This is a genomic window from Streptomyces sp. NPDC034111, assembly GCF_055575375.1.
The window spans coordinates 76,766-98,085 of sequence record NZ_JBVIST010000005.1; the positions used below are offsets into that span (position 1 = coordinate 76,766).

At 70.7% G+C, this 21,320-nt stretch carries 16 protein-coding genes; 10 read left to right on the forward strand and 6 right to left on the reverse strand.

Annotated features, from left to right (window positions below):
* The first annotated feature begins 28 nt into the window (after positions 1–28).
* The 3 genes from ACZ55A_RS14825 to ACZ55A_RS14835 all read left to right on the forward strand — a co-directional run bounded on the left by ACZ55A_RS14825 (position 29) and on the right by ACZ55A_RS14835 (position 4,147).
* Positions 29–1,210, forward strand: coding sequence for a DUF2306 domain-containing protein (locus ACZ55A_RS14825; RefSeq protein ID WP_468839338.1), 1,182 nt, complete (start codon positions 29–31; stop codon positions 1,208–1,210).
* A gap of 145 nt (positions 1,211–1,355) precedes the next feature.
* Positions 1,356–1,847, forward strand: a complete 492-nt coding sequence (locus tag ACZ55A_RS14830; protein ID WP_468840085.1) for a hypothetical protein — start codon at positions 1,356–1,358, stop codon at positions 1,845–1,847.
* 329 nt (positions 1,848–2,176) lie between these two features.
* On the forward strand, positions 2,177–4,147 hold the full coding sequence (locus tag ACZ55A_RS14835) for an APC family permease (protein ID WP_468839341.1): 1,971 nt from the start codon (positions 2,177–2,179) through the stop codon (positions 4,145–4,147).
* Positions 4,148–4,369: 222 nt separating this feature from the next.
* Here the strand turns inward: ACZ55A_RS14835 and ACZ55A_RS14840 are convergent, their stop codons facing one another.
* A complete protein-coding gene (locus ACZ55A_RS14840) occupies positions 4,370–4,714 on the reverse strand; it encodes a VOC family protein (RefSeq protein WP_468839344.1) in 345 nt (114 codons plus the stop codon).
* A 118-nt stretch (positions 4,715–4,832) separates the two neighbouring features.
* Positions 4,833–5,054 (reverse strand): hypothetical protein, encoded by a 222-nt coding sequence (locus ACZ55A_RS14845; RefSeq protein WP_468839347.1) that lies wholly within the window; start codon positions 5,052–5,054, stop codon positions 4,833–4,835.
* A gap of 374 nt (positions 5,055–5,428) precedes the next feature.
* Between ACZ55A_RS14845 and ACZ55A_RS14850 the strand changes: the two genes are divergently transcribed.
* A complete protein-coding gene (locus ACZ55A_RS14850) occupies positions 5,429–6,088 on the forward strand; it encodes a TetR/AcrR family transcriptional regulator (RefSeq protein WP_468839349.1) in 660 nt (219 codons plus the stop codon).
* Here ACZ55A_RS14850 and ACZ55A_RS14855 read toward each other — a convergent pair.
* Together ACZ55A_RS14855 and ACZ55A_RS14860 are read right to left on the reverse strand one after the other, a co-directional pair.
* Positions 6,064–7,251, reverse strand: a complete 1,188-nt coding sequence (locus ACZ55A_RS14855; protein ID WP_468839352.1) for an acyltransferase family protein — start codon at positions 7,249–7,251, stop codon at positions 6,064–6,066. The genes ACZ55A_RS14850 and ACZ55A_RS14855 overlap by 25 nt on opposite strands.
* Positions 7,248–9,626: a glycosyltransferase gene (locus ACZ55A_RS14860; RefSeq protein ID WP_468839355.1), complete on the reverse strand. Its 2,379-nt coding sequence runs from the start codon at positions 9,624–9,626 to the stop codon at positions 7,248–7,250. Before ACZ55A_RS14860 ends, ACZ55A_RS14855 begins: the two co-directional genes overlap by 4 nt.
* 655 nt (positions 9,627–10,281) lie before the next feature.
* Between ACZ55A_RS14860 and ACZ55A_RS14865 the strand changes: the two genes are divergently transcribed.
* Entirely contained in the window at positions 10,282–11,007 is a 726-nt protein-coding gene (locus tag ACZ55A_RS14865) for a transcriptional regulator (protein WP_468839358.1), read from the forward strand.
* A gap of 90 nt (positions 11,008–11,097) precedes the next feature.
* On the opposite strand, the gene ACZ55A_RS14870 is transcribed toward ACZ55A_RS14865, so the two are convergent.
* Positions 11,098–12,687 carry a nucleobase:cation symporter-2 family protein gene (locus ACZ55A_RS14870; protein ID WP_468839361.1) on the reverse strand — a complete coding sequence of 530 codons (1,590 nt, stop codon included), beginning with the start codon at positions 12,685–12,687 and terminating at the stop codon, positions 11,098–11,100.
* A gap of 384 nt (positions 12,688–13,071) precedes the next feature.
* Here ACZ55A_RS14870 and ACZ55A_RS14875 point away from each other — a divergent pair, with 384 nt between their 5' ends.
* Genes ACZ55A_RS14875 through ACZ55A_RS14885 form a run of 3 tightly spaced genes read left to right on the forward strand, consistent with a single transcriptional unit; the run spans position 13,072 to position 17,060 of the window.
* Positions 13,072–15,423, forward strand: a complete 2,352-nt coding sequence (locus tag ACZ55A_RS14875; protein WP_468839364.1) for an ABC transporter ATP-binding protein/permease — start codon at positions 13,072–13,074, stop codon at positions 15,421–15,423.
* Between the two features lie 15 nt (positions 15,424–15,438).
* Complete coding sequence (locus tag ACZ55A_RS14880) at positions 15,439–16,014, forward strand: hypothetical protein (RefSeq protein WP_468839367.1); 576 nt, start codon at positions 15,439–15,441, stop codon at positions 16,012–16,014.
* Positions 16,011–17,060, forward strand: a complete 1,050-nt coding sequence (locus ACZ55A_RS14885; RefSeq protein ID WP_468839370.1) for a serine/threonine-protein kinase — start codon at positions 16,011–16,013, stop codon at positions 17,058–17,060. Before ACZ55A_RS14880 ends, ACZ55A_RS14885 begins: the two co-directional genes overlap by 4 nt.
* 28 nt (positions 17,061–17,088) lie before the next feature.
* Here the strand turns inward: ACZ55A_RS14885 and ACZ55A_RS14890 are convergent, their stop codons facing one another.
* Positions 17,089–18,393 (reverse strand): streptophobe family protein, encoded by a 1,305-nt coding sequence (locus ACZ55A_RS14890; RefSeq protein WP_468839372.1) that lies wholly within the window; start codon positions 18,391–18,393, stop codon positions 17,089–17,091.
* A gap of 344 nt (positions 18,394–18,737) precedes the next feature.
* Between ACZ55A_RS14890 and ACZ55A_RS14895 the strand changes: the two genes are divergently transcribed.
* Both ACZ55A_RS14895 and ACZ55A_RS14900 read left to right on the forward strand, forming a co-directional pair.
* Positions 18,738–19,919, forward strand: coding sequence for a DUF6777 domain-containing protein (locus ACZ55A_RS14895; RefSeq protein WP_468839375.1), 1,182 nt, complete (start codon positions 18,738–18,740; stop codon positions 19,917–19,919).
* A gap of 208 nt (positions 19,920–20,127) precedes the next feature.
* Positions 20,128–21,306 (forward strand): L,D-transpeptidase family protein, encoded by a 1,179-nt coding sequence (locus tag ACZ55A_RS14900; protein WP_468839377.1) that lies wholly within the window; start codon positions 20,128–20,130, stop codon positions 21,304–21,306.
* The last annotated feature ends 14 nt before the right edge of the window (positions 21,307–21,320 follow it).

Here is a 21,320-nt window from a genome sequence, read left to right on the forward strand (position 1 = left end):
AGGACTATCGGGATGCGAGGGAGCCGTCGTGAACCGTCCGAGGAGGGTCTCCTGGCGCCGCGTGGCGACCCTGGCCGTGGTGGCCGTCTGCGTGGGCTACGCGCCGATCGCGATGACCGAGCTGTGGCCGTACGCACACCGCGGCGCGCCGGCGTTCGGGGAGTGGGTCCTGTCCCGTGCGGTGTCACCGCGCTATGTCGCCGACGCCGTCGCGACCCGCACCGGGCCGTACGGGCGCAGCCTGGCCGCGATGATCGTCCACTCGGTCCTGGGCGGGGCGCTGATGCTGCTCGGGCCCGTCCAGCTGCTCTCCGCGGTACGGCGGCGCACCCGGCTGCACCGGGTGGTCGGGGTGGTGTTCGCGGTGACGGTGTACGTCTCGATGGCGGGCGCCGCGCTCTATCTGGTGCGCACCGCGCCGGGCGATGCGTTCAGCGGGGCGGCGTTCTGGATCGTGCTCGCCACCATCCTGGTGGGCACCGTACTGAGTGCGACGTTCGGCATCGTCGCCGCCGTCGGGCGGTTCCCCGGGCTGCACCAGCGGTGGATGCTGCTGTGCTACGGCTTCCTGATGACCGCGCCGCTGCTGCGCCTCGAGTGGGGCGCGCTGCCGTGGCTGCTCCCCGGGCTGTCCATGGCGGACATCAACCGGGTCGCGATCATGCACCTGGGCTCCGTGGTCGCCTTCGGGGCGCTGCTCGCCTCCCGCACGATGGACAAACGGGCGACGGCCTCCGGGGTGCCCGGCACGTGGGTGCCGACGCCGGTGCTCGCCGGGGCCCATCTCGCCGGGGCGGCCGCGCTGGCCTGGATCATCCGCTCCTACCTGGGGTGGGGCGCCGGAGGGCGGCGTCTGCTGCTCGCGTATCTGCTCCCGTACGCGGCGACGTACGCGGTGATGCTGGTCCGCCAGCGGCGCGCCGGGCGGGCCGGACGAAGCTGGGCGCGCGAGGAGTGGCGGCTGCACCTCGCCGCCCTGTGCCTGGCCCCCGCGCTCTCGGCCTCCGCGGCCCTAGCGTTCGCACGGTACGGCGGGCTCGACCGGCAGGCGGCGCTCTCCGCCGGAGTCGCCATCGGCTGCGGGATGCTGGCGTTCGCCGCGACGGCCGTGGTCAGCCTGCGCCTCATGTATGCCCGCGAGCCGGCCCGGAGGGAGAGTCCGGCCGCCGCCGCCCACAACCCGGGCCGGACCCCGTCGCCGGCCGCTTAGGGCGGGTCTTTCGGATCGGCGGGGAGACCGAGGCCGGGGCGCCCGCTGTGACGGGGGAGCTGCGCGGACCGGCCAGCCCGCGCAGATCCACCGGGCAGGCCCTAGGCTCGGTGGAGGGGCCGACGACCCGATGCGGGAGGCTCCGATGGTGCTGCTGCCCGAAGCGCGTGATGTGGCTCCGCGACTGGCCACGGGTGCGTTCATCCTCAATTCCGGGCTGACGAAACTGCATGCGGACCCGGCGGCCGCCGAGGGCCTGCACGGCATGGCCTGTACGGCGTATCCGTTCCTGCGGAGGATCCCCGCCGAGCGGTTCAACCGGCTGCTGGCGTGCTCGGAGATCGCGGTCGGGAGTGCGCTGCTGACGCCGTTCGTGCCGACCCGGGTGGCCGGGCTGGCGCTGACCGGGTTCTCCAGCGGGCTGGTCGGCCTGTATCTGCGGCTGCCGGGGATGCGTGAGTCCGGCAGTGTGCGGCCGACCCAGGACGGGACCGCGCTGGCCAAGGACAGCTGGATGCTGGGCATCGGGCTCGGGTTTCTGAGCGCACCGGGCCGCCGGCGGCGGGCGGCGGCGAAGCGGGCGCGGCGGGCCATGACGCATCGGCACCACGGCTGGTGCCGGTGCCACTGCCGTTAGTGCGGGGCTTCTCGGACAGGCCGTCGGTCCGCTGCCCCAACTCCCGGCGAGCGCCCTTCCGTCAAAGGGCGCCCGGGTCGGGTGCGGGACACCTTAACGGCCTTTTAACGCCATCCGTACGGGGCAAGGACGTACCCTGACGCGGTGCTGACGCGGCCCTGATGCTGCCCTTACGCGGCCTGACGCTGCGTCAGTGTGACGTGGCGCACGGGCCGTGGACGCCTTGTTGTCGTCGGTCGCGGGGCGGGGCGGGGAACCGGGTACCCGGTGATGCATACTCGCTCCTCGTTGCTCGAACCGACGACCGACGAACGGCAGGACGAACCCGCATGACCACCCCCACGCAGGCCGAACCCCCGCCTGCCGCGCCCACCTCCCAACGGTGGCGCGGCTGGCTGCTGGACGGACTGAGCAGCCAGTCCGCCCGCCACCCCGGTCCGCACGGCACACCGCCGGCCGAACACCAGGGCCACTCCTGGTGGCGCGTCATGTGCCTCACGGGTGTCGACTACTTCTCGACCCTGGGCTACCAGCCGGGCATCGCCGCGCTGGCGGCCGGGCTGCTCTCGCCGTTCGCCACGCTCGTACTGATCGCGCTGACCCTGTTCGGGGCCCTGCCCGTCTACCGCAGGGTCGCCAAGGAGAGCCCGAACGGCGAGGGCTCGATCGCCATGCTGGAGCGGCTGCTGCCCTGGTGGGCCGGGAAGCTGCTGGTCCTGGTGCTGCTGGGGTTCGCCGCCACGGACTTCGTGATCACCATGACGCTGTCGGCCGCGGACGCCTCGGCGCACGTGGTGGAGAACCCGTTCGCCCCGGCGGCGCTGCACGGGGCGAACCTGTGGATCACCCTGGTGCTGCTGGCCGCCCTCGGTGCGGTCTTCCTCAAGGGCTTCCGCGAGGCGATCGGCATCGCCGTGTCACTCGTCGGGATCTACCTGGTGCTGAACATCGTCGTGCTGGCGACCTCTGCCTGGCAGGTGTTCACGCACCCGGTCGTGGTCGGCGACTGGTGGGGCGCGATGACCGCCGAGCACTCCTCGCCGCTGGCGATCGTCGGGGTGGCGCTGCTGGTCTTCCCCAAGCTGGCGCTGGGCATGTCCGGCTTCGAGACCGGTGTCGCGGTGATGCCGCAGGTACGGGGCGGGTCCGGCGACACCGACGCCAAGCCGGCCGGCCGGATCCGCGGCACCCGCCGACTGCTGACCAGCGCGGCGCTGATCATGAGCTGCTTCCTGCTGCTGTCGAGCCTGGCCACGACCTTGCTGATCCCGCAGAAGGAGTTCGAGACCGGCGGCTCGGCCAACGGCCGTGCGCTGGCCTATCTGGCGCACGAGTACCTGGGCGAGGCGTTCGGGACCGTCTACGACGTCTCCACCATCGCCATCCTCTGGTTCGCCGGCGCCTCGGCGATGGCCGGACTGCTGAACCTCGTACCGCGCTATCTGCCGCGCTACGGCATGGCCCCGGAGTGGACCCGGGCGGTGCGCCCGTTGGTGCTGATCTTCATGGCCATCGCCTTCGGCATCACCTTCTTCTTCAACGCCAGCGTCGATGACCAGAGCGGGGCGTATGCGACCGGTGTGCTGGTGCTGATGCTCTCGGCGTCGTTCGCCTCCACCGTCGCCGCCCGCCACCGGCACCACCGTGCGGCCACCATCGGCTTCGGCGCCATCACCGTGGTCTTCGCCTACACCCTGATCGCCAATGTCATCGAGCGGCCGGACGGTCTGAAGATCGCGCTGCTGTTCATCCTCGGCATCCTGCTGACCTCGTTCGCCTCCCGCGTCCACCGGGCCTTCGAACTCCGCGCCGTAGAGGTCGACTTCGACGAGACCGCGGAGCGGCTGATCGACGCCGCGATCGCGGCCGGACCGCTGCGGGTGATCGCCAACGAACCCGACGAGCGGGACGCGGAGGAGTACCGGGAGAAGGAGTACAGCCAGCGCGAGGAGACCCATATACCCGACGGCCGTCCGGTGCTGTTCCTGGAGGTGACCGTCCGGGACTCCTCGGACTTCACCACGAATCTGCACGTCCAGGGCGAGGAGCGGTACGGGGCGCAGATTCTGCGGGTGGAGGGCGCGGGAGTGGCCAACACCATCGCCGCGGTGCTGATGCAGTTGCGCGAGCGCACCGGTCAGGTCCCGCACGCGTACTTCAACTGGACCGAGGGTCATCCGTTCAGCCATCTGCTGCGGTTCCTGGTCTTCGGCGACGGTGAGGTCGCACCGGTCGCCCGGGAGGTGCTGCGCCGCGCGGAGCCCGACCCGGCCCGGCGGCCGCGGGTACACGTCGGCTGACGGCCCGGCTGTCGCGTCCCACCGGGCGCCCGGCGCGGGATGCGCCGCCACCGCCCTTCCCGACACGACGCAACCGCCGGCGGAACCCCTCCGCCGCGCCCCGTTCAGCCGAACCTCTCCACTACACCCGCCCACCCCCCGAAGGGGGGTGGGCGGCGGGGAAAAAATAGGGCAGCCGAAAACGCGCGACGGCGCCGCCCCGCACGCCAAAGGCCCACCCCCCTACGGCGCTTGGACCAGCCCGATGGCGTTGCCGTCCGGGTCCTTCACCGAGGCGATCCGCTTGCCGCCGCCGACGTCCTGGATCTCCTGGACCAGCTCCGCGCCCGCATCGGTCAGTGCCTTGAGGCTCTGTTCGATGTTCTCGACCCGCCAGTAGCCGACAGGGCCGGTGAGCCCCTTGCGGTGGCCGTTGGGGTCCAGGCCGAGGTCGTTGCCGCCGGCCCGGAAGGCGACGTAGTACGGCTCGTCCATATAGGGCTGTGCGCCCAGCAGCCGGCTGAATCTGTCCTTGGCCGCGGCCAGATCCCTTACGGGAAAGGTGATGGTTTCCAGACCTTCGGTCATGACGCGCTCCCAGAGTGTTCTTGGTCATTCGATACGGCGGCGGATTTCTTCCGCCATCGATATGACACGCCTCGCGGAAGCGATCTGCCCGAAGGACACACGCGAGGTGCCGGGCGGGTCAGTTCCGTCGGCCGATCGCCTTCGCCCGGGTGTGTGACCAGCAGGTCAGCAGGACTCCGACGGCGATGAGCGCCCCATGGGCGGCCAGCGTGAGCCCGAAGCCCGTACCGAGCCGGCCGAGGAGCCCGGTGTTGTCGTGGTCGAGGAGCAGCCGGATCGCCCCTTGGGCGAAGACCACCATTACGGCCGCGCCGATGATCTGTAGGACGTCGTACTTCATTGGTCCCCCAAAGTCCCCGCTGAGAGTTCGCCGCGGGGTACGCACTGCCTTTTGCGTCCCCGCGTCACGTTACGAACGTACCATTGGGTAAAGAGAGTCAGGCGCCTGAATTCAAGGCAGATTCGCATTACGTCACACTATTTCAGGGATCCGGGAGGGGAATTGTGCGTGAGGAAAAGGCACGCGTGACGGAACAGGAACGCGTGACGGACCGGAGTGGGGGACGGGTGACCGGGCCCGTGTGCCGGATGTGTCGTGCGGCCCTCAGTCCGGCGGGGCGCGGCCGGCCCGCGCTGTACTGCTCGCGGAGCTGCCAGGCCAAGGCGTACCGGCGGCGCAAGCAGACGCCTCCCCCGGCGGCCGGGCAGCCAGCCGTGAGCGGTGACCGCGGCCGGCGGCGGCGCCGGATCGCCGAGGCGCTGTGGCGGATCGCCGCCGACCGGGGACTGCACGCCGCGAGCCTGCGGGAGGTGGCGGCCGAGGCCGGGGTGTCGTTGCGCGCGGTGCAGTACCACTTCGCGAGCAAGCATCAACTCCTGGTCGACGCGCTGCATCTGCTCCATGAGGAGAATGCGCGGATCGCCCGCTCCCGTGTCCGGCCCGATCCCGCGGACCCGCGCGCCCTGCTGCGCGAGGTACTGGAGGAGTTCCTGCCGGTGGACGCCCAACGCGCCACCGCACTAAGGGTGTTCGCCGCCTATTACGCCCGCAGCCTGACCGATCCCGCGCTCGCCGAGGTCTTCCTGGCGGCCGAACAGCCCCTGGAACGGCTGGTGGCGGAGCTGATCGCGGCCGCGCAGTCGGCCGGCCGGACCGCGCCCGGTCTCGACGCCTGGCGTGAGGCGGATCTGCTGGTCGCCGGGGCGGTGGGACTGGGCGGGGACGTACTGCACAACCGGCGCAGTCTTGAGGACGTACGGCAGACGCTGGACCACCACCTCGACAAGATCTTCGCCGGGGCCCCGGCGCGCACGGCGCGGGTCCCCGGCGAAGCGTGTGCCGAGCGCGGTCAGCGGGTGGCGGGTTCCGGATAGAACTCGCGCGGACGGCCGCGGGTGTCCTTCAGGCGGCCCAGCAGGCTCGCCGGGTACTCGATGAGCCAGTAGCTGGCGGCGGCCGTGGGCACCGCCACCAGGAACACGATCAGCAGGGCGAGCGGGAAGCCCGCCTGGCCGGCCGGCAGCAGACCGGCGTTGTGCAGCTGGAGCATCACCGGTTCGTGCCAGATGAACAGGCTGTAGCTGACCAGTCCGACGGCGGTCAGCCAACGGGACGTCAACAGGCCCTGCCAGATGGTCTGTTGGCTGACGTGGAGGGTGCTGAAGAGCAGTACCACCCACAGGACCGAGGCGAGCGGGTGGTAGAAGGTGAAGGTGAAGTTCTCCGGTCCGGAGTCCAGGGAGAGCGCGAACAGCCCGGCCAGCGCGAGCCCGGCCAGCGGCAGCGCGGTACGCGGACCGAGCCGCCCCCGCTCACCGAGGGCGGCTGTCGCCACCGCCAGGCCCATCCCGGCCGCGAAGCCGCCGAACCGGGCCTGCGGACCGAAGTACACCACCCAGTCGGTGTGCGGAACCCCGAAGACGTAGTGCGCGACGGCGATCCAGGCGAGCGGCGCGGCGTACAGGAACGCACACCCCGCCGCGCACACCGCCACCCGGCTGCGCCGCTGCCGCAGCGGACGGCAGGCGCGGACCGCCAGCGGCCCCAGCGCCACCAGGGCGAGGTAGAACAGCACCTCCAGCGACAGCGACCAGGTGGGACCGAGGGTGTAGAAGATCCGCTGCTGGTCGAAGACGTGGGTGAAGGTGAGATGTTCCACCAGGTCCCGCCAGTTGCCCGGCAGGGTGGGGTTACGGGTGGCCCAGACGACCAGGACCGCCAGGACGTACAGCGGCAGGATCCGGATCGCCCGCCGGAAGAGGAACAGCCGGGCCGGTTTCGTCGAGCGCCCGTCGATGGCGGCCCGCGCGTACGACAGCGTCAGCAGATACGCGGACAGCACGAAGAACAGGTCGATGACCTCCAGGGAGAGGACCGCGCCCAGCACCGGGTTGTCGACCGGCGGATGGCTGCCCGCTGCGTCGTAGCGGAAGTACTGCTGCCAGACGTGGAAGGCGACGGTGCTCAGCGCGGCGAGGCCGCGGAAGCCGTCGATGGCACCGGCCCGGCTGCGGGCCGGTGCGGCTTCGGTGCTCATCGGCGGGCCACCGCCTTGACTGCGGCCCGGGGGGTGACCCGCCACTGGCGGTCCCCCAACGCCTCCTTGAGGTGGGCCTGCCGGGCCACCATGTTCTTGAAGTGGCTGTAGAAGAAGGTCGACACCAGGAAGTACGACCAGAACCACCCACGTCGCGCCCGGAGTTCGGGGGCCGCGAGCCGCCAGGCGAAGAGCGCCTGTACGGGGCCGGCCGCCAGGGTGAAGAGCACGGCGAGGACGCACACCGGTACCGCCCAGTCGAGCTGCTGCGGGCCGCCGGCCTTCCATATCGAGTAGATCAGGATGGGCAGGATCTGGAGGGTCAGCCAGGGCTGCACCTCACGCCAGCCCAACAGGACGAACAGGCCCAGTTTCTGACGTGCCGTGAAGACCGGTGAGCGCAGCGCCCGCCACAGGTGCTTGAGCGAGACCTGGAGCCAGCCCTGTGCCCAGCGGGAGCGCTGGTTCCACAGCGCCTTCAGCGTGGTGGGCGACAACTCCCGGGAGATGAGGGTGCGGTCGACGGCGAACCGGGCTCCCTCGCCCAGTGCGCGCAGGGTGGAGTCGATGTCCTCGGTCAGCATCGAGCCGTGCATCCGGGTACGGGCGAGCAGGTCCGTGCGCCAGAAGCCGTTCGAGCCGCCGAAGACGCCGAAGCCGTAGAGCCGGGTGCGGCCGGGGTGGCTGACGCCGTAGATCGCCTCGAACTCCACCGCCACCAGCTTGGCGACCTCGGAGCTGTCGCCGTTGCGTACCAGGCAGTGGCCCTGGACGACGTCATGGCCGTTGGACAGCCAGTGCCAGGCGTCCTTGAAGGCGCTCGGTGCGGGGTGGTGGTCGGCGTCGAAGATGCCGACGAACTCGCCACGGACACGGGTGACCGCGGCGTTGACGTTCTGCGCCTTGGAGGTGGAGCCGGCGACCGGCAGCAGCACCAGCCGTGGGTCGCGGGCGGCGATCTCGCGCAGGGTGTCCTCGACGGGCAGCGGGTGCGGCGTGTTGTACGCGAGGACGATCTCCAGCTCGTTGGGGTAGTCGAGGCGGAGGAAGGACTCGACCGTCTCGACGATCGTCGCGGCCTCATTGGGCAGATACGCGGCGATCACCGCGCTGGCCGGCGGGTAGGGCGCTCCCGGCTTCTCGGGCCGGGCCGCCGCGTCGAGCGAGAACAGGCACTCCAGGACGATCAGCAGCGCGGAGAGCACCAGCCCGCCCACCACCACCCAGTACATGGCAGAGCCCAGGTCCCAGCCCAGCTGGTACGCCTGTTGGTAGAGCATGAACGGCACCGCGACGCCGAGCAGCAGCGCCAGGACCGGCGAGAGCGCCGAGAGGGCGGGACGGATCAGCGTGCTGAGCGGCGGGCGCCGGTGGCGGTGCGGTGCGCCACGCATCCAGGGCGCGTAGCGGACCGGGCGCAGATCCCGGTGCCGGAGCGCTTCCTGTACGGCGTCCCGGGCCTGGCCGGTGGCCTGGGTGCCGTCCGCGCATCCGGTCAGCGGCAGCCAGCCGATCGCCGGGGTGAGGCGGACGTTCTCGTCGGCGACGATGAAGCGGGTGCCGGCCACCGTGGCGGCGAACTTCTCCAGGCCGCGGTGGGCGGTCTCCTCGTCGACGCCGGGCAGCAGCATCAGCAGATTGCCGTCGTCGTCCCAGCCGAGCCGGTCGCAGAAGCTGCCGAGCCGCTCGGCCACACCGGCCAGCCGCTCGGCGACCTCACGGCGCACCCGCGGCCCGAGCCGGGCCTCCAGGGCGGCCATCTCGGCCACCCCGACCACGGCGAGCACCCCGCCGTGCCGGGCCGCTTCGGGGCGCTGGAGTTCGCGGTCGAGTTCGTCCAGGAAGTGCGGGTGGGAGTAGAGCCCGGTGAGCGGATCGCGCTGGAGATTCTCGACCGGTACGGGGACCCGGCGGAGCTTGGCCTCGATACGGGCGGAGAGCTCGACCGGATCGGAGGCCTCGGGTATGCAGTCGTCGGCGCCCTGGCGGAGCATGTCGACGACCCCTGCGGGCTCCGGTGTAGCGGTGACCATGAGCAGCGGCAGCGCCCGCCCGGCGGGGGCGGTGCGGACCTCGCGGATCACCTCGAGGCCGCTTTCGTGCCGGTCACCGTGTTCGTCGAGGGCCACGATGGCGTCGGGGTGCGCCTGCCCCATCCGCCGGTCGATCTCGCCGGGCGGGGCGTGGCTCACGTCGTGTCCGGTGGCGCGCAGGGTGCGGGTCAGTCGCTCCAGTCGCGGTCCGGGAGCGCCGACGACCAGCACATGCCCGCCGTTGGGGAGGTGGTCGACCGGCTCGTCATGGCCGGTGTGGGGAAGGTCGTCGAGCAGGGCCGTGGGGAAGCCCTGAGCGTTGTCTTGGTGCGAAGTAAGCACCTGGGGATGTCCTTTCGTGCCAGGAGACATGCGAAAGCGGGTCCGGTCGCCGCGCAGGGGGCGCTTCCGGACCTTCCAGCCGTCAGCCGGCTGTCAGATGCATGACATGCGGGTCGCCGCGGTGACCCGGGGTGTCCGTCTCTCAGCGGGACGGACGAGGGCGCGCGGGCGCGCGGCTGCTAATGCAGACTCCAAGCCTTGGGACGCGCAGGCGCGTTCCAGCACTGATCGCATATGAAGGGTCCCATCCTTATCGGATTGTGGGGGAGGACCGGATGTCGGATGTGGTGCCGCCCGACCCCTAAGGGCGGGGTTGACCGGCAACGCCCAGCCTCGTGGATCACTGTGACACCACACCGTCATCTGCGTAACGCTCACATTACAGACCCACGGCTCTGTGATCTCAAGACCGCCTACCGCCCCGTAAGCCCCGAGGTATCGGCTATACCCGGTAAGCGAGTTGAGGGGGGTAATCGGGCAACTCGTGCAGATTTCTCAACCCTGACCGCCCTTCGGGCCGGCGCCTTCAACTCGAAGGGTGACTGGAGGTTCGTACCTATCGACCATCTGTTAATCTGCCCGCCCCTGGATGTTCCTCCATGTCCCCGCCCCCAAGGCACCCCTCCTTCGCCGGGTGCAGCGAGGTGTCCCGTACGTGTACAGAACTCCCTTCTCCCCCGCCGAGGCCAGATCCGCGCGGGCCCGGGTGGGCCTGAGTACGGCTCAGGTCGCCCAGGCCATGGCCGCCTGCGGCGCGCCCGTGCACCCCGAGCTGATCGAGGCCTGGGAGTACGGCTCCCAAGCACCGTCCGAGCAGCAGCTGTTCGTGTTGGCCGATGTCCTGTGGTGCGCGCCGACCGCGCTGATGGGTGTCGAGCCGCGGACGCTGGCGGAGCACCGGATGGCCCGGCAGCTGGGCGTGGAGCGGCTGGCGCAGCTGATCGGGATGGACCCGGCGATGTACCGGGCGGCGGAGGAGGCCCAGCAGTGGAACGGTGACTACCGCCAGACCAAGGCACTGGTGGGGGCGTTGGGGCTGTCGCTGCGCAAGCTCATCGGGGTGATGGGGCGGGACGAGGAGCTGGCCGGGCATCTGCGGTCGGCGATCGAGGGACGCTGGAAGGCCCATGTCGCCGCGGTCGTCGGGATCACCACGTTGAACAAGACCCGGGTGAGCGATGCGCTGCGCACGATGCACGGGGAGTTCGCGGAGTTCTCCGAGCGCTACATGGGGCACGTGGTGGCACGTAACGACAACTCCCGGCTCAAGGAGGTCGCGGCCGAACGCTCGGCGTATCTGCGCCGGCTGGTGGACCACTTCTGGGAGCTGATCGGGGAGGCGGGCGAGGCGCCGCCGTTCAACACCGTGGTCATGCACTGACGGGAGGACGGGGCGCGGAGCGGGACGGGACGTGGACGAGTGCGGGGCGGGCCGGTGAGGGCCCGCCCCTTACGCGTACCGTTCGCGGTCTCAGCGGGGCGGGAGGCCCCAGTCCGGGCTCTGCGGGCTGTGCGGGCCCTGCTGGTCGTACTGCCCGTACTGGCCCTGCTGGCCCTGCTGATGGCCGTACGGGCCGTAGGAGTCCGCGGGTTCGTGGGCACCCGTCGGCTCATACGCACCGGCCGGCTCCGGCACGCCCACCGGCTGCGACCCGTCCGGCGTCTCCTCGTCGCCCTCGATCTCGTCCCAGTCGATCTCCATCGACGACCGGCGGGTGAGGACGTTGAAGAACAGGTTGAGCAGGATCGCGGTCAGAGAGCCCAGCGTGATACCGCTGTTGAGGACCGCCCGGACGCCCTCCGGCATCCGCTCGAAGAACGGCGCGACCGTGGTCGGCAGCACCGCGGCGCCGAGGCTGACGGCGAAGATCAGCGCATTGCGCTCCTCGCGGAGGTCCACCTTGCCCAGGATCTGGATACCGACGGTGGCGACCATGCCGAACATCGCGATTGCGGCGCCGCCGAGCACCGGATGCGGAATCGCCGCGACCAGGCTGCCCACCTTCGGCACCAGCCCGAGGACGATCATGAAGCCGCCGGCCGCGACCACCACGAAGCGGCTCATGACTTTGGACATCCGCACCAGGCCGATGTTTTCGGCAAAGGCCACATAGGGGAAAGAATTGAGAATTCCGCCGAGCACGGTCGCCAGACCGTCGGCGCGCAGCGCGTTGGCGACGGTCTCATTGTCGACCCGCTTACGCGTGATCTCACCGATGGCATAGACGTCACCGGTGGTCTCCACCATGGTGATCAGCATGACGACGACCATCGCGATGATGGGGAACAGCTCGAACTTCGGCATTCCGTAGTGGAAGGGTGTGCTGACGCCGAACCAGTCGGTCTTCTGCACCGCGCTGAAATCCGCATCACCGAGGAACCAGGAGACCGCAGTGCCGGCGACGAGGCCGAGCAGCACCGCAAGGCTGCTCAGGAACGGCTTGCCGATCCGGACGACGGCCAGGATGAACAGCAGGGTTCCCAGGGCATATCCGAGGTTCTTGAGGTCGCCGTACTCGGGCTTACCCATCAACTGCGCGCCGCCGGCCGCGTCCTGCAACGCATTCGGAATCAGCGTCAGGCCGATGATGGTGAGGACCGTGCCGATGACGACCGGCGGGAAGTACTTCACCAGCTTGCTGAAGAACGGCGCGAACAGGAAGGTGGCGATGCCCGCGGTGATCACCGCGCCGTAGACCACCAGCAGCCCGGCGGTGCCACCGCCGGCACCCTGACCGATGGCGATCATGGGCGACACCGCCGTGAAGGTGACGCCCTGCACCAGCGGCATCCTGGCGCCGATCTTCCATACCCCCAGCGCCTGGATGATCGAGGCGATGCCGCAGGTCAGCAGGTCCGCATTGATCAGATAGACGAGCTGGTCATGGGAGAGCCCCAGGGCATTTCCGAGCAGGATGGGAACGATGACCGCGCCCGCGTAGAAGGCGAGGACGTGCTGGAAACCGTAGACGGCGAGTTTGCCGACGGGGAGCACCTCGTCGACGGGGTGTGCCTGCTGCCGGGAGAACTGCTGGGGGCCTTGTCGGGAGACTCGTGCCATCTCTGCCTTGCCTTCAGGAGGTAGGTGAATAAGAAGGGACCGGCACCGTCCTGCCGCGCGCGGCGGACGGGCCGGCTGGGTCTTACCAAGCCGACGTTGAGCGGTGTCGCCGACACCACGTAGCTACGCTGTACTTTGTGTCCTGGTTCGACAGGACTTCCTTCGATCAGCACGGCAAAGCCCGGGATTTCCTTGGAATTTGCAAGTAGGGCTAATCGAACGCTCACCCTAGTTGACCTGTGCCGTTTCTCGCGAGTAATCGGTCGGATGCGCTCGCGCAAAGGGGGATCCTGCCCCGAATTGCCGTTTTGGCCAGGGATGTTGCGAGCGGGGGCGGTGCGGTGTGAACAGGCGGGACAGGTTCCGCCGCCGTAAAATTCTGGTATGGCTGAGCGGCCGGATACGCCCACCGCGCCTGAACTTGTCGTCGAGTCCGATGGCGGCACCCAGGTGATGAGGCCCGGCCGCGTCTACCACGTAGGGCGGGACCCGCAGGGCGAGGTCGTGCTGAACGACGCGAGGGTTTCCTGGCACCACGCGGTCCTGCGGACCAGGGCCGGCCACTGGATGGTGGAGGACGAGGGCAGCACGAACGGCACCTTCGCCGACGGGCGGCGCGTCCAGGAGACCGGGGTCGGGCCGGGCAGTGTGATCCGGTTCGGGAACCCCGCCGACGGCCCCTGTGCGGTGCTCTCCGTGCCGCCGCGCCCGTCCCGGGTCGAGCGTCCTTCCGCCGTCTCGCACCCCGCCGGCACCCACACCTTCCGCCGCCCCAGCTCGGTACGGCCCCTCCCGGCCGCCCGGACCACCCGGATCGGCCGCGCGGCCGACAACGACCTGGTCATCGACGACCTCTCGGTCTCCCGCCGGCACGCCGAGCTGCGCGCCGGCCCCGAGGGCTTCGAGATCGTCGACCTCGGCAGCCACAACGGCACCTACCTCAACGGCCAGCCGGTGGACCGGGCCCCGATGATCCCCGGCGACATCGTCGGCATCGGGCACTCCGCGTTCGCCCTGGTCGGCGATGAGCTCCAGGAGTTCATCGACACCGGCGAGGTCTCGCTGGACGTGCAGGACCTGGCCGTATGGGTCGACGGCGGCCAGAAGACGCGGAAGACGCTGCTGGACCGGGTGTCCTTCCCGGTGGGTGAGAAGTCGCTGCTGGCCGTGGTCGGACCCAGCGGCGCGGGCAAGTCGACGCTGCTCAACGCGCTGACCGGGCTGCGCCCCGCGGACGACGGCACGGTGCTCTACGACGGCCGTGACCTCTACCGTGACTACGCCGAGCTGCGCCAGCGCATCGGCCTGGTGCCACAGGACGACATCCTGCACCAGCAGCTGACCGTGCGCCGCGCCCTCGGTTACGCCGCGCAGCTGCGCTTCCCCGAGGACACCGCGAAGGCCGAGCGGCAGGCGCGGGTCGACGAGGTGATCCATGAACTGGGCCTCGACCAGCGGGCGAACCAGCACATCCACAGCCTCTCGGGCGGCCAGCGCAAGCGGGTGAGCGTGGCCCTGGAGCTGCTGACCAAGCCGTCGCTGCTCTTCCTCGACGAGCCGACCTCCGGCCTCGACCCCGGTATGGACCGCTCCGTGATGCATATGCTGCGCGGCCTGGCGGACGACGGCCGTACCGTCATCGTCGTCACCCACAGCGTGCTGAGCCTGGACGTCTGCGACCGGCTGCTGGTCCTGGCGCCGGGCGGGACGATCGCCTACTACGGGCCGCCGGACGAGGCGCTGAGCTACTTCGGGTTCACCCAGTGGCCGGAAGCCTTCGAGGCCTTCGAGAACGACCGGGAACGGGACTGGGCGGGCGCCTACCGTGGCTCGCCGCTGCACCGGCGCTATATCGCCATGGAAACCCACCAGCCGCCGCGCACCCCCGAGGCGCCGAAGGGATCGGTGGAGCCGCCCAAGGCGCAGAGCTGGGGCGCACAGCTGCTCACCCTGGTCCGGCGCTATGCCGCGGCGCTGAGTTCCGACCGGACCTTCCTGATCATCATGGTCGCGCTGCCCTTCGTGATGGGGGCGATGGCGCACGCCCTGGCGGGCTCCGCCCTCACCCCGGATTCGGCGCTGAACGCGCTGCTGATCCTGTGCGTCGGAGCGGTGCTGACCGGTGCCGCCAACGCGGTACGCGAGCTGGTCAAGGAGCGGACGATCTATCAGCGGGAGAGAGCCGTCGGCCTGTCGCGGTCCGCGTATCTGATGTCCAAGGTGCTGGTACTGGGTGTGATTACCGTCGTCCAGGCCGTGGTGCTGACCATGGTCGGCCTGATCGGGGTGAAGATCAATGCGCCCGGCGGCAAAGGGGTGTTGATGCCGCCGCTGATCGAAATCACCCTTGCCGTGGCGCTGTTGGCGTTCACCGCGATGATGCTCGGCCTGTTCGTCTCCGCCTCGGTGCGCAAGGAGGAGGTCACCATGCCGCTGCTGGTCCTCCTCGCGATCATCCAGGTCGTGTTCTGCGGTGCGCTGCTCAAACTGCACGGCGTACCAGGGCTGGAGCAGCTGGCGTGGCTGGTGCCGTCCCGGTGGGCGCTGGGTGCCATGGCGGGCACCATCGACCTGCACCGGCTGGTGCCGGGCGGCGTCACCGCGGACCCGATCTTCCAGCACAAGCCGGCGGTCTGGCTGCTCAACATGGGCATGATGATCGTGCTCTCACTGATCCTCGGGTTCCTGGTCACCAAGCTGCTGCGGCGGCACGAGCCCGAGATCATGCGCAAGTAGCGCGAGGAGCCGCCTGTGACCACTCCCGAGTTCGTTCCCAGCCATGTCGTGCCGCCTGACGGGATGCCGACCTGGTCGGCACCGGATTCGTCGCTGCCGAGCTCACCGCTCGATCCGCTGCTGCCCGTCCAGGTCGTCGACCGCCGCGGGGACTGGGCGCTGGCGCTGTGCTCCAACGGCTGGGCGGCCTGGGTCGACGGGCGGCGGCTGCTGTCCGTACCGCGCGAGCCGCCGGCCGCCGGACAGCCCGCCGCCCGGACCGCCGATCCCCGGCCGCTGCTGGGCGCGGTGGAGGGCGAACTGGGCCGCTACCGGCGGCTGGTCGAGGAGCTGGCGGCGGGACAGCTGGACGGCGAGTCCTTCGCCGAGCGGGCGCGTGGCTGCCGGCTGGGCGTGGTCGTGGACGGCGACGCGCTCTGGCTGTACGACGTACGGCATGAGCGCTGGTGCTACTGCGACGGGGTGTCGCTCCAGACGTACGCGGTGGATTCCCGGCCGTCGTCGCGGGGTTCGGGCGAGGAGTCACCGCCGCGGCCACCGCCCGCCGCACAGGCGCAACCGACCGCGGCGCCGCCGGGTGAGGCCGGGTGAACGGTGAGCCGGCCGACCGGAGCCGGGAGCGCTCCACCGCCCCCGACTCCTCCGGGCTGCGCGGACGCCGGATCGCCGAGTACCAGCTCCTGGACGAGATCGGCCGGGGCGGGATGGCGGTGGTCTACCGGGCGGAGGACCTGCGGCTCGGCCGCACCGTGGCGGTGAAGCTGCTGGCGCCCGAGCTGGCCCGTAACGACACCTTCCGTCAGCGCTTCGTCCATGAGTCGCGGGTGGCCGCGGCCATCGACCATCCGCACATCGTGCCGGTCTTCGAAGCGGGGGAGACCGAGGGCATCCTCTTCATCGCGATGCGGTACGTCCAGGGGCGGGATCTGGCGGCGCTGCTCGAACGCGACGGCCCGTTGCCACTGGAGACCACGTGCCGGATCGCCCTACAGGTGGCCTCCGCGCTGGACGCGGCGCATGCGCACGACCTGGTGCACCGGGACGTCAAACCGGGCAACATCCTGATCGCCGAGGGCACCGACACCGACCGTCCCGAGCACGCCTATCTGACCGACTTCGGGCTGACGAAGAAGTCGCTGTCGCTGACCGGGTTCACCAGCGTCGGGCAGTTCGTCGGCACGCTGGACTATGTGGCGCCCGAGCAGATCTCGGGCCGCCCGGTGGACGGCCGGTGCGATGTCTACAGCCTGGCCTGTGTGCTCTTCGAGATGCTGACCGGTTTCCCGCCGTTCCGGCGCGATGACGACATGGCGTTGCTGTGGGCGCACCAGTTCGATCCCCCGCCTCCCGTGACCAGTCTGCGCCCCGACCTGCCGCCGGCCGTCGACGCGGTGTTCGCCCAGTCCCTGGCCAAGGCCCCCGACGACCGCTACGAGACCTGCCGGGGCTTTGTGACGGCGCTCCGCGCGGCCGGCCGGGCCATGCCGCCCGAGCCGCCGCCCGGCCCCCCGGGTCATCCGCAGACCCAGGTGGATCAGGCGGCGCCCCCGGCGGAGACGGGCAGCCGGCGCAGCGCCGCTCCCCCGCCACCGCCGCGCTGGGCGACTCCGGTGTTCCCCGGCCGCCCCAGGGAGTAGCGGGGCGCCAGCCCTAGGGGAAGGCCTCCTACGGCTCGGCCACCTCGCCGTGGTGCCGTACGCCCCGGGCCAGCAGGCTGCCGAGGAAGCCGGTGACCAGCCCCCAGGCGATGCCCACACCCACCAGGCGGAGGAGTTGCGGCTGCACGGTGACCTCGCCGCCGAGGTTTCCGCCGAGGTCCCCGACGCCGATCAGGGAGAGCCCGTAGTGGGCGGCGATGCGGGTGAGCAGCCCGACGACGAGCAGGGTGAGCGCCAGGGCGACGGCCATCTCGACGGCGTGCCGCCAGGCCGGCAGCCGGGCCGGCGAGCGGACCGCGGCGGTGAAGGCGGCGGCCAGCAGCACCACGGCCGCCAGCACCACCAGCAGCCAGGCCCGGCCGTCCTGTTCGGTGAGTGAGCCGAGGTCGAGGGTGCGCTGCCCGTGGGTGCGCAGCACGGCGTCCAGGGCCTGCGGCATGGGCAGTCCGATCGCCTTGTCGACATGGCCCTCCCAGCCGCCGCCGACGCCGATGCCCAGGGCCATCCAGGCGAGGTTCGGCAGCCCGAGGAAGATCACCGCGAAGGTGTCCGCCGGGCGCCCGCTGGTGAACAGCTCGACGATGCCGACGAGCAGCCCGACCGCGGCGTAGACCAGCAGGGTCAGCAGCATCGCGAAGGCGGGTGGCCGTACCGAGTCCTGGAAGTGCAGCAGCCCGGGAGAGAGCGGCGCCCGGCGCGAGACGAGGAAGGTCAGGACGAGCAGCGCCAGCACCCACAGCAGTCCCACACCGAGCGTGGCAGGCAGTTCGGCGCGGAAGCCGACGGTGGGGGTGCTGCCCAGCTCGGCGCCGATCTCATCGGCGAGGTCGTTGCCCACCGAGATCCGGAAGTCGTGCCGGGCGGCGAGCGCGAGCAGGAACAGCAGCACCAGCCAGCACACCACCGTACGGGCAATCCGGCCCAGCAGCTCCCCGGTGCCGGCCACCGCGCGATGGCGCAGCGGCAGCAGGAAGACGGCGGCGGTGACCAGCGCGCCCGCCAGGGTGACCGAGAGCGGTACGGCGTCGAGGGTGGCGTCCGCCTGCCCGATGATCCCGACGTCACCGGCGAGGCTGACCGAGCCGCCGGCGGCGATCAGTACGGTGGCCGCGACCACCGAGGGGAACGCCCCGCCCGGGAGGTCCGCGGCGCCGGCCGCCCACAGGCCGAGCGCGGCGACCACGATCATGGTGACGATGCCGGCCAGGGCCGTACCGAGCGCGTGGACCCAGGCCCGGACGGCGGGTGGCAGGCCCGGGGCGGATACCGGGCCGGGAGGTTCGGTGGATGCGGGACCTCGCAGATGGCTCACACTGCCTCCCGGCCTTCCGGTCGCCTCACCGCATTCGCGGCATCCAGAACATCCACAACATCCCACGCATACACCCCCCACCGTAAGCACGCCGTGTGGCGTACCGCTTGCGGAGAGTGGCATCCCAGGGGACACAATGGTCTCGACATCGACAAATACGGGCAAAATTCGCATCGTCGGATGGCCCACGCGCCGGAAGAGGGACCCGACCCGTGACATCTCCACCGCCGCCTGACAGCCACCCGACGGGGCCGCCGTCGGGCCCACTCTCCGGCCCGCCGTCCGGTGCCCCGTCCGGTGCCCCGTCCGGCACGCCGTCCGGCCCCTCGCACGAGCCGACTCAGGTGGGCTCGGGGCCCTGGCAGCGGCAGCCGAAACCGTCCCGCCCCGGACCGCCCGCCCCGCCCGGTGGCCCCGGCGGCTACGGCGGCGGAGGGGGCGGCGGAGCCGGCGGCGGCCAGCCCTGGTGGCGGTCCGCGCCACGGGTCGCGATCATCGCGGCGGCCGTGGTCGCGATCGTGATCGTGGTGGTCGTCCTCACCCGGCCGGGCGGCACCGGCCAGACCGAGGTGTTCGCCGAACCGGCCGCCGCGACCGGCCAGAACCCGGTCACCAAGTCGTCGGCGAAGGAGTCAGCGGCGACCCCGTCCGCCACGCCCACCAAGTCGCCCGGCGCCACGAACAGTACGGTCTCGGGCGCCACCCCCGGCCTCTACGGCGGCACCCGGAACAACGCGAGCTGTGACGTCGAGAAGCAGATCAGCTACCTCCAGAGCGACCCCGCCAGGAACCGGGCGTTCGCCGGCGTCCTCGGCCGCCCGCCGAACACGGTCCCCTCCTATCTGCGGTCGCTGACGCCCGTACAGCTCGCCTACGACACCCGGGTCACCAACCACGGCTTCAAGGACGGCAAGGCCTACCCCTTCCAGTCGGTGCTCCAGGCCGGCACCGCGGTCCTGGTCGACCCGCACGGGGTCCCGCGGGTGCGCTGCAAGTGCGGGAATCCGCTCACTCCCCCGCAGCAGCTGAAGGACTCGAAGACCGTCGGCAACAAGTGGCCCGGCTACAACGCCCGCAACGCGGTCGTCGTCAAGCCGGCGAAGACCGCGATCCAGGAATTCACCCTGCGCGACCCGAAGACGGGCCAGTGGTTCAAGCGCCCCGCGGGTGACGACGGCAGCAATGACCGGCCGGCGCCCCCGCCGGCCGAAACGCCCAGCGGGCCGACCTCGCCCGAATCCCCGCCCTACGAGCCTCCGCCGCCCGGCGAGAGCTCCCCCGGCTCCACCGGCACCGCCCCGTCGGAGCCCGGAAACACCGGCACGACCGGCACCCCGGGCGGCGAGACCCCGACGGAGACCAACGGAGGCACCAACACCACCGGCAGCCCGGGCGAGACGACCGGCACCACCACGGAAGGCACCACGGGCAGCCAGTACTCCAGCGGCGAGTCCTCCACGGGCGGCGAGTCGACCACCGGTGGCGACTCCACCACCGGCGGCCACGAAACCCCGCCGTCCACCTGACGCTCCACCACCTGACACGAGAGGGCACCCGCCGTGGGCGGGTGCCCTCTCGATATCGAACTGTGTCCTGAATATCCGGTGCACCGGACAACCACCTCGGCCGACAGCCCCTCTGCATATGCGGCGGGTGCATTGGCAGCCTTTGACGGTTTCGCCCTCACGGGGCCTGGACCCGCCACTGCCAGCTGTCTGCTTTGGAGGGACTCCCGTGCACGCCGCACTCCGTCGCCACCCCGCCCGGTACATACCCGCCCTGATAGCGGCGGCCGGACTGCTGTCCGCGTGCGGAGGGGGAGCCGACTCGTCGAAGGCGGACGAGCCGGCGGCCAAGGTGACCGTCACCCCGGCCGCGGGCAGCAAGTCGGTCAAGCTCGGCTCGGCGATATCCGTACGGGCCGAGGGCGGAAAGCTCACCTCGGTCGAGGTCAAGGACAACAAGGGCGGCACGGTCACCGGGACGCTGACCGGTGGCGGCACGGCATGGAAGTCCGAGGGCAAGGTCCGTCCGCAGACCACCTACACGGTGAAGACCAAGGCGAAGTCCACGCAGGGCAAGGAGTCCGCCGCCACCTCCGTCTTCACCACGGAGCAGGCCGACAAGATCAACAAGCTCACCAACACCCCGGGCGGCGGTCAGACCGTCGGCACCGGAATGCCGGTGTCGTTCCTCTTCGACCAGCCGATAGCCAAGGACCGGCGCGCGGAGATCGAGAAGGCGCTGAAGGTCACCAGCCAGCCCAAGGTCGAGGGGGCCTGGGGCTGGGTCAAGGACTACTCCGGCAAGGACCGGATCGACTGGCGGCCCAAGACCTACTGGCCGGCCGGCACCAAGGTCTCCGTGAAGGGCGCACTGTCCGGAATCAACTCCGGTGACCAGGGCGGCTGGTTCGCCCGGGACTACAACTTCGGCTTCACCATCGGCACCGACCGCAAGGCCGTCATCGACGTTCCCTCGCACACCCTGACGATGTACGAGAACGGCAAGAGCGTCGGCACCATCAAGGGCTCCGCGGGCTCCCCCCAGGACCCGACCCGCGGCGGGGTGCACACCGTACGCAGCAAGAACGCGGCGGAGACGATGGACTCGTCCACCATCGGCCACGGCACGGAGTGGAGCCTGCCCTCACAGTGGGTCACCCACATGACCGCGTCCGGCACCTTCCTGCACTCCGCCCCCTGGAACAAGTCGATCGGCGTGGAGAACAACAGCCACGGCTGCTTCGGCATGACCACCTCGGACGCCAAGAAGATCTACGACTTCCTCCCGATCGGCGCCACGGTCGAGGTGAAGGGCACCACCAACCCCAACAAGACCGAGGTCGGCAACGGCCTGGAGGTCTGGCAGGAGAGCTGGTCGGAGTGGCAGCAGCGCAGCGCGCTGAAGTAGCGGCGCGGCCCGCC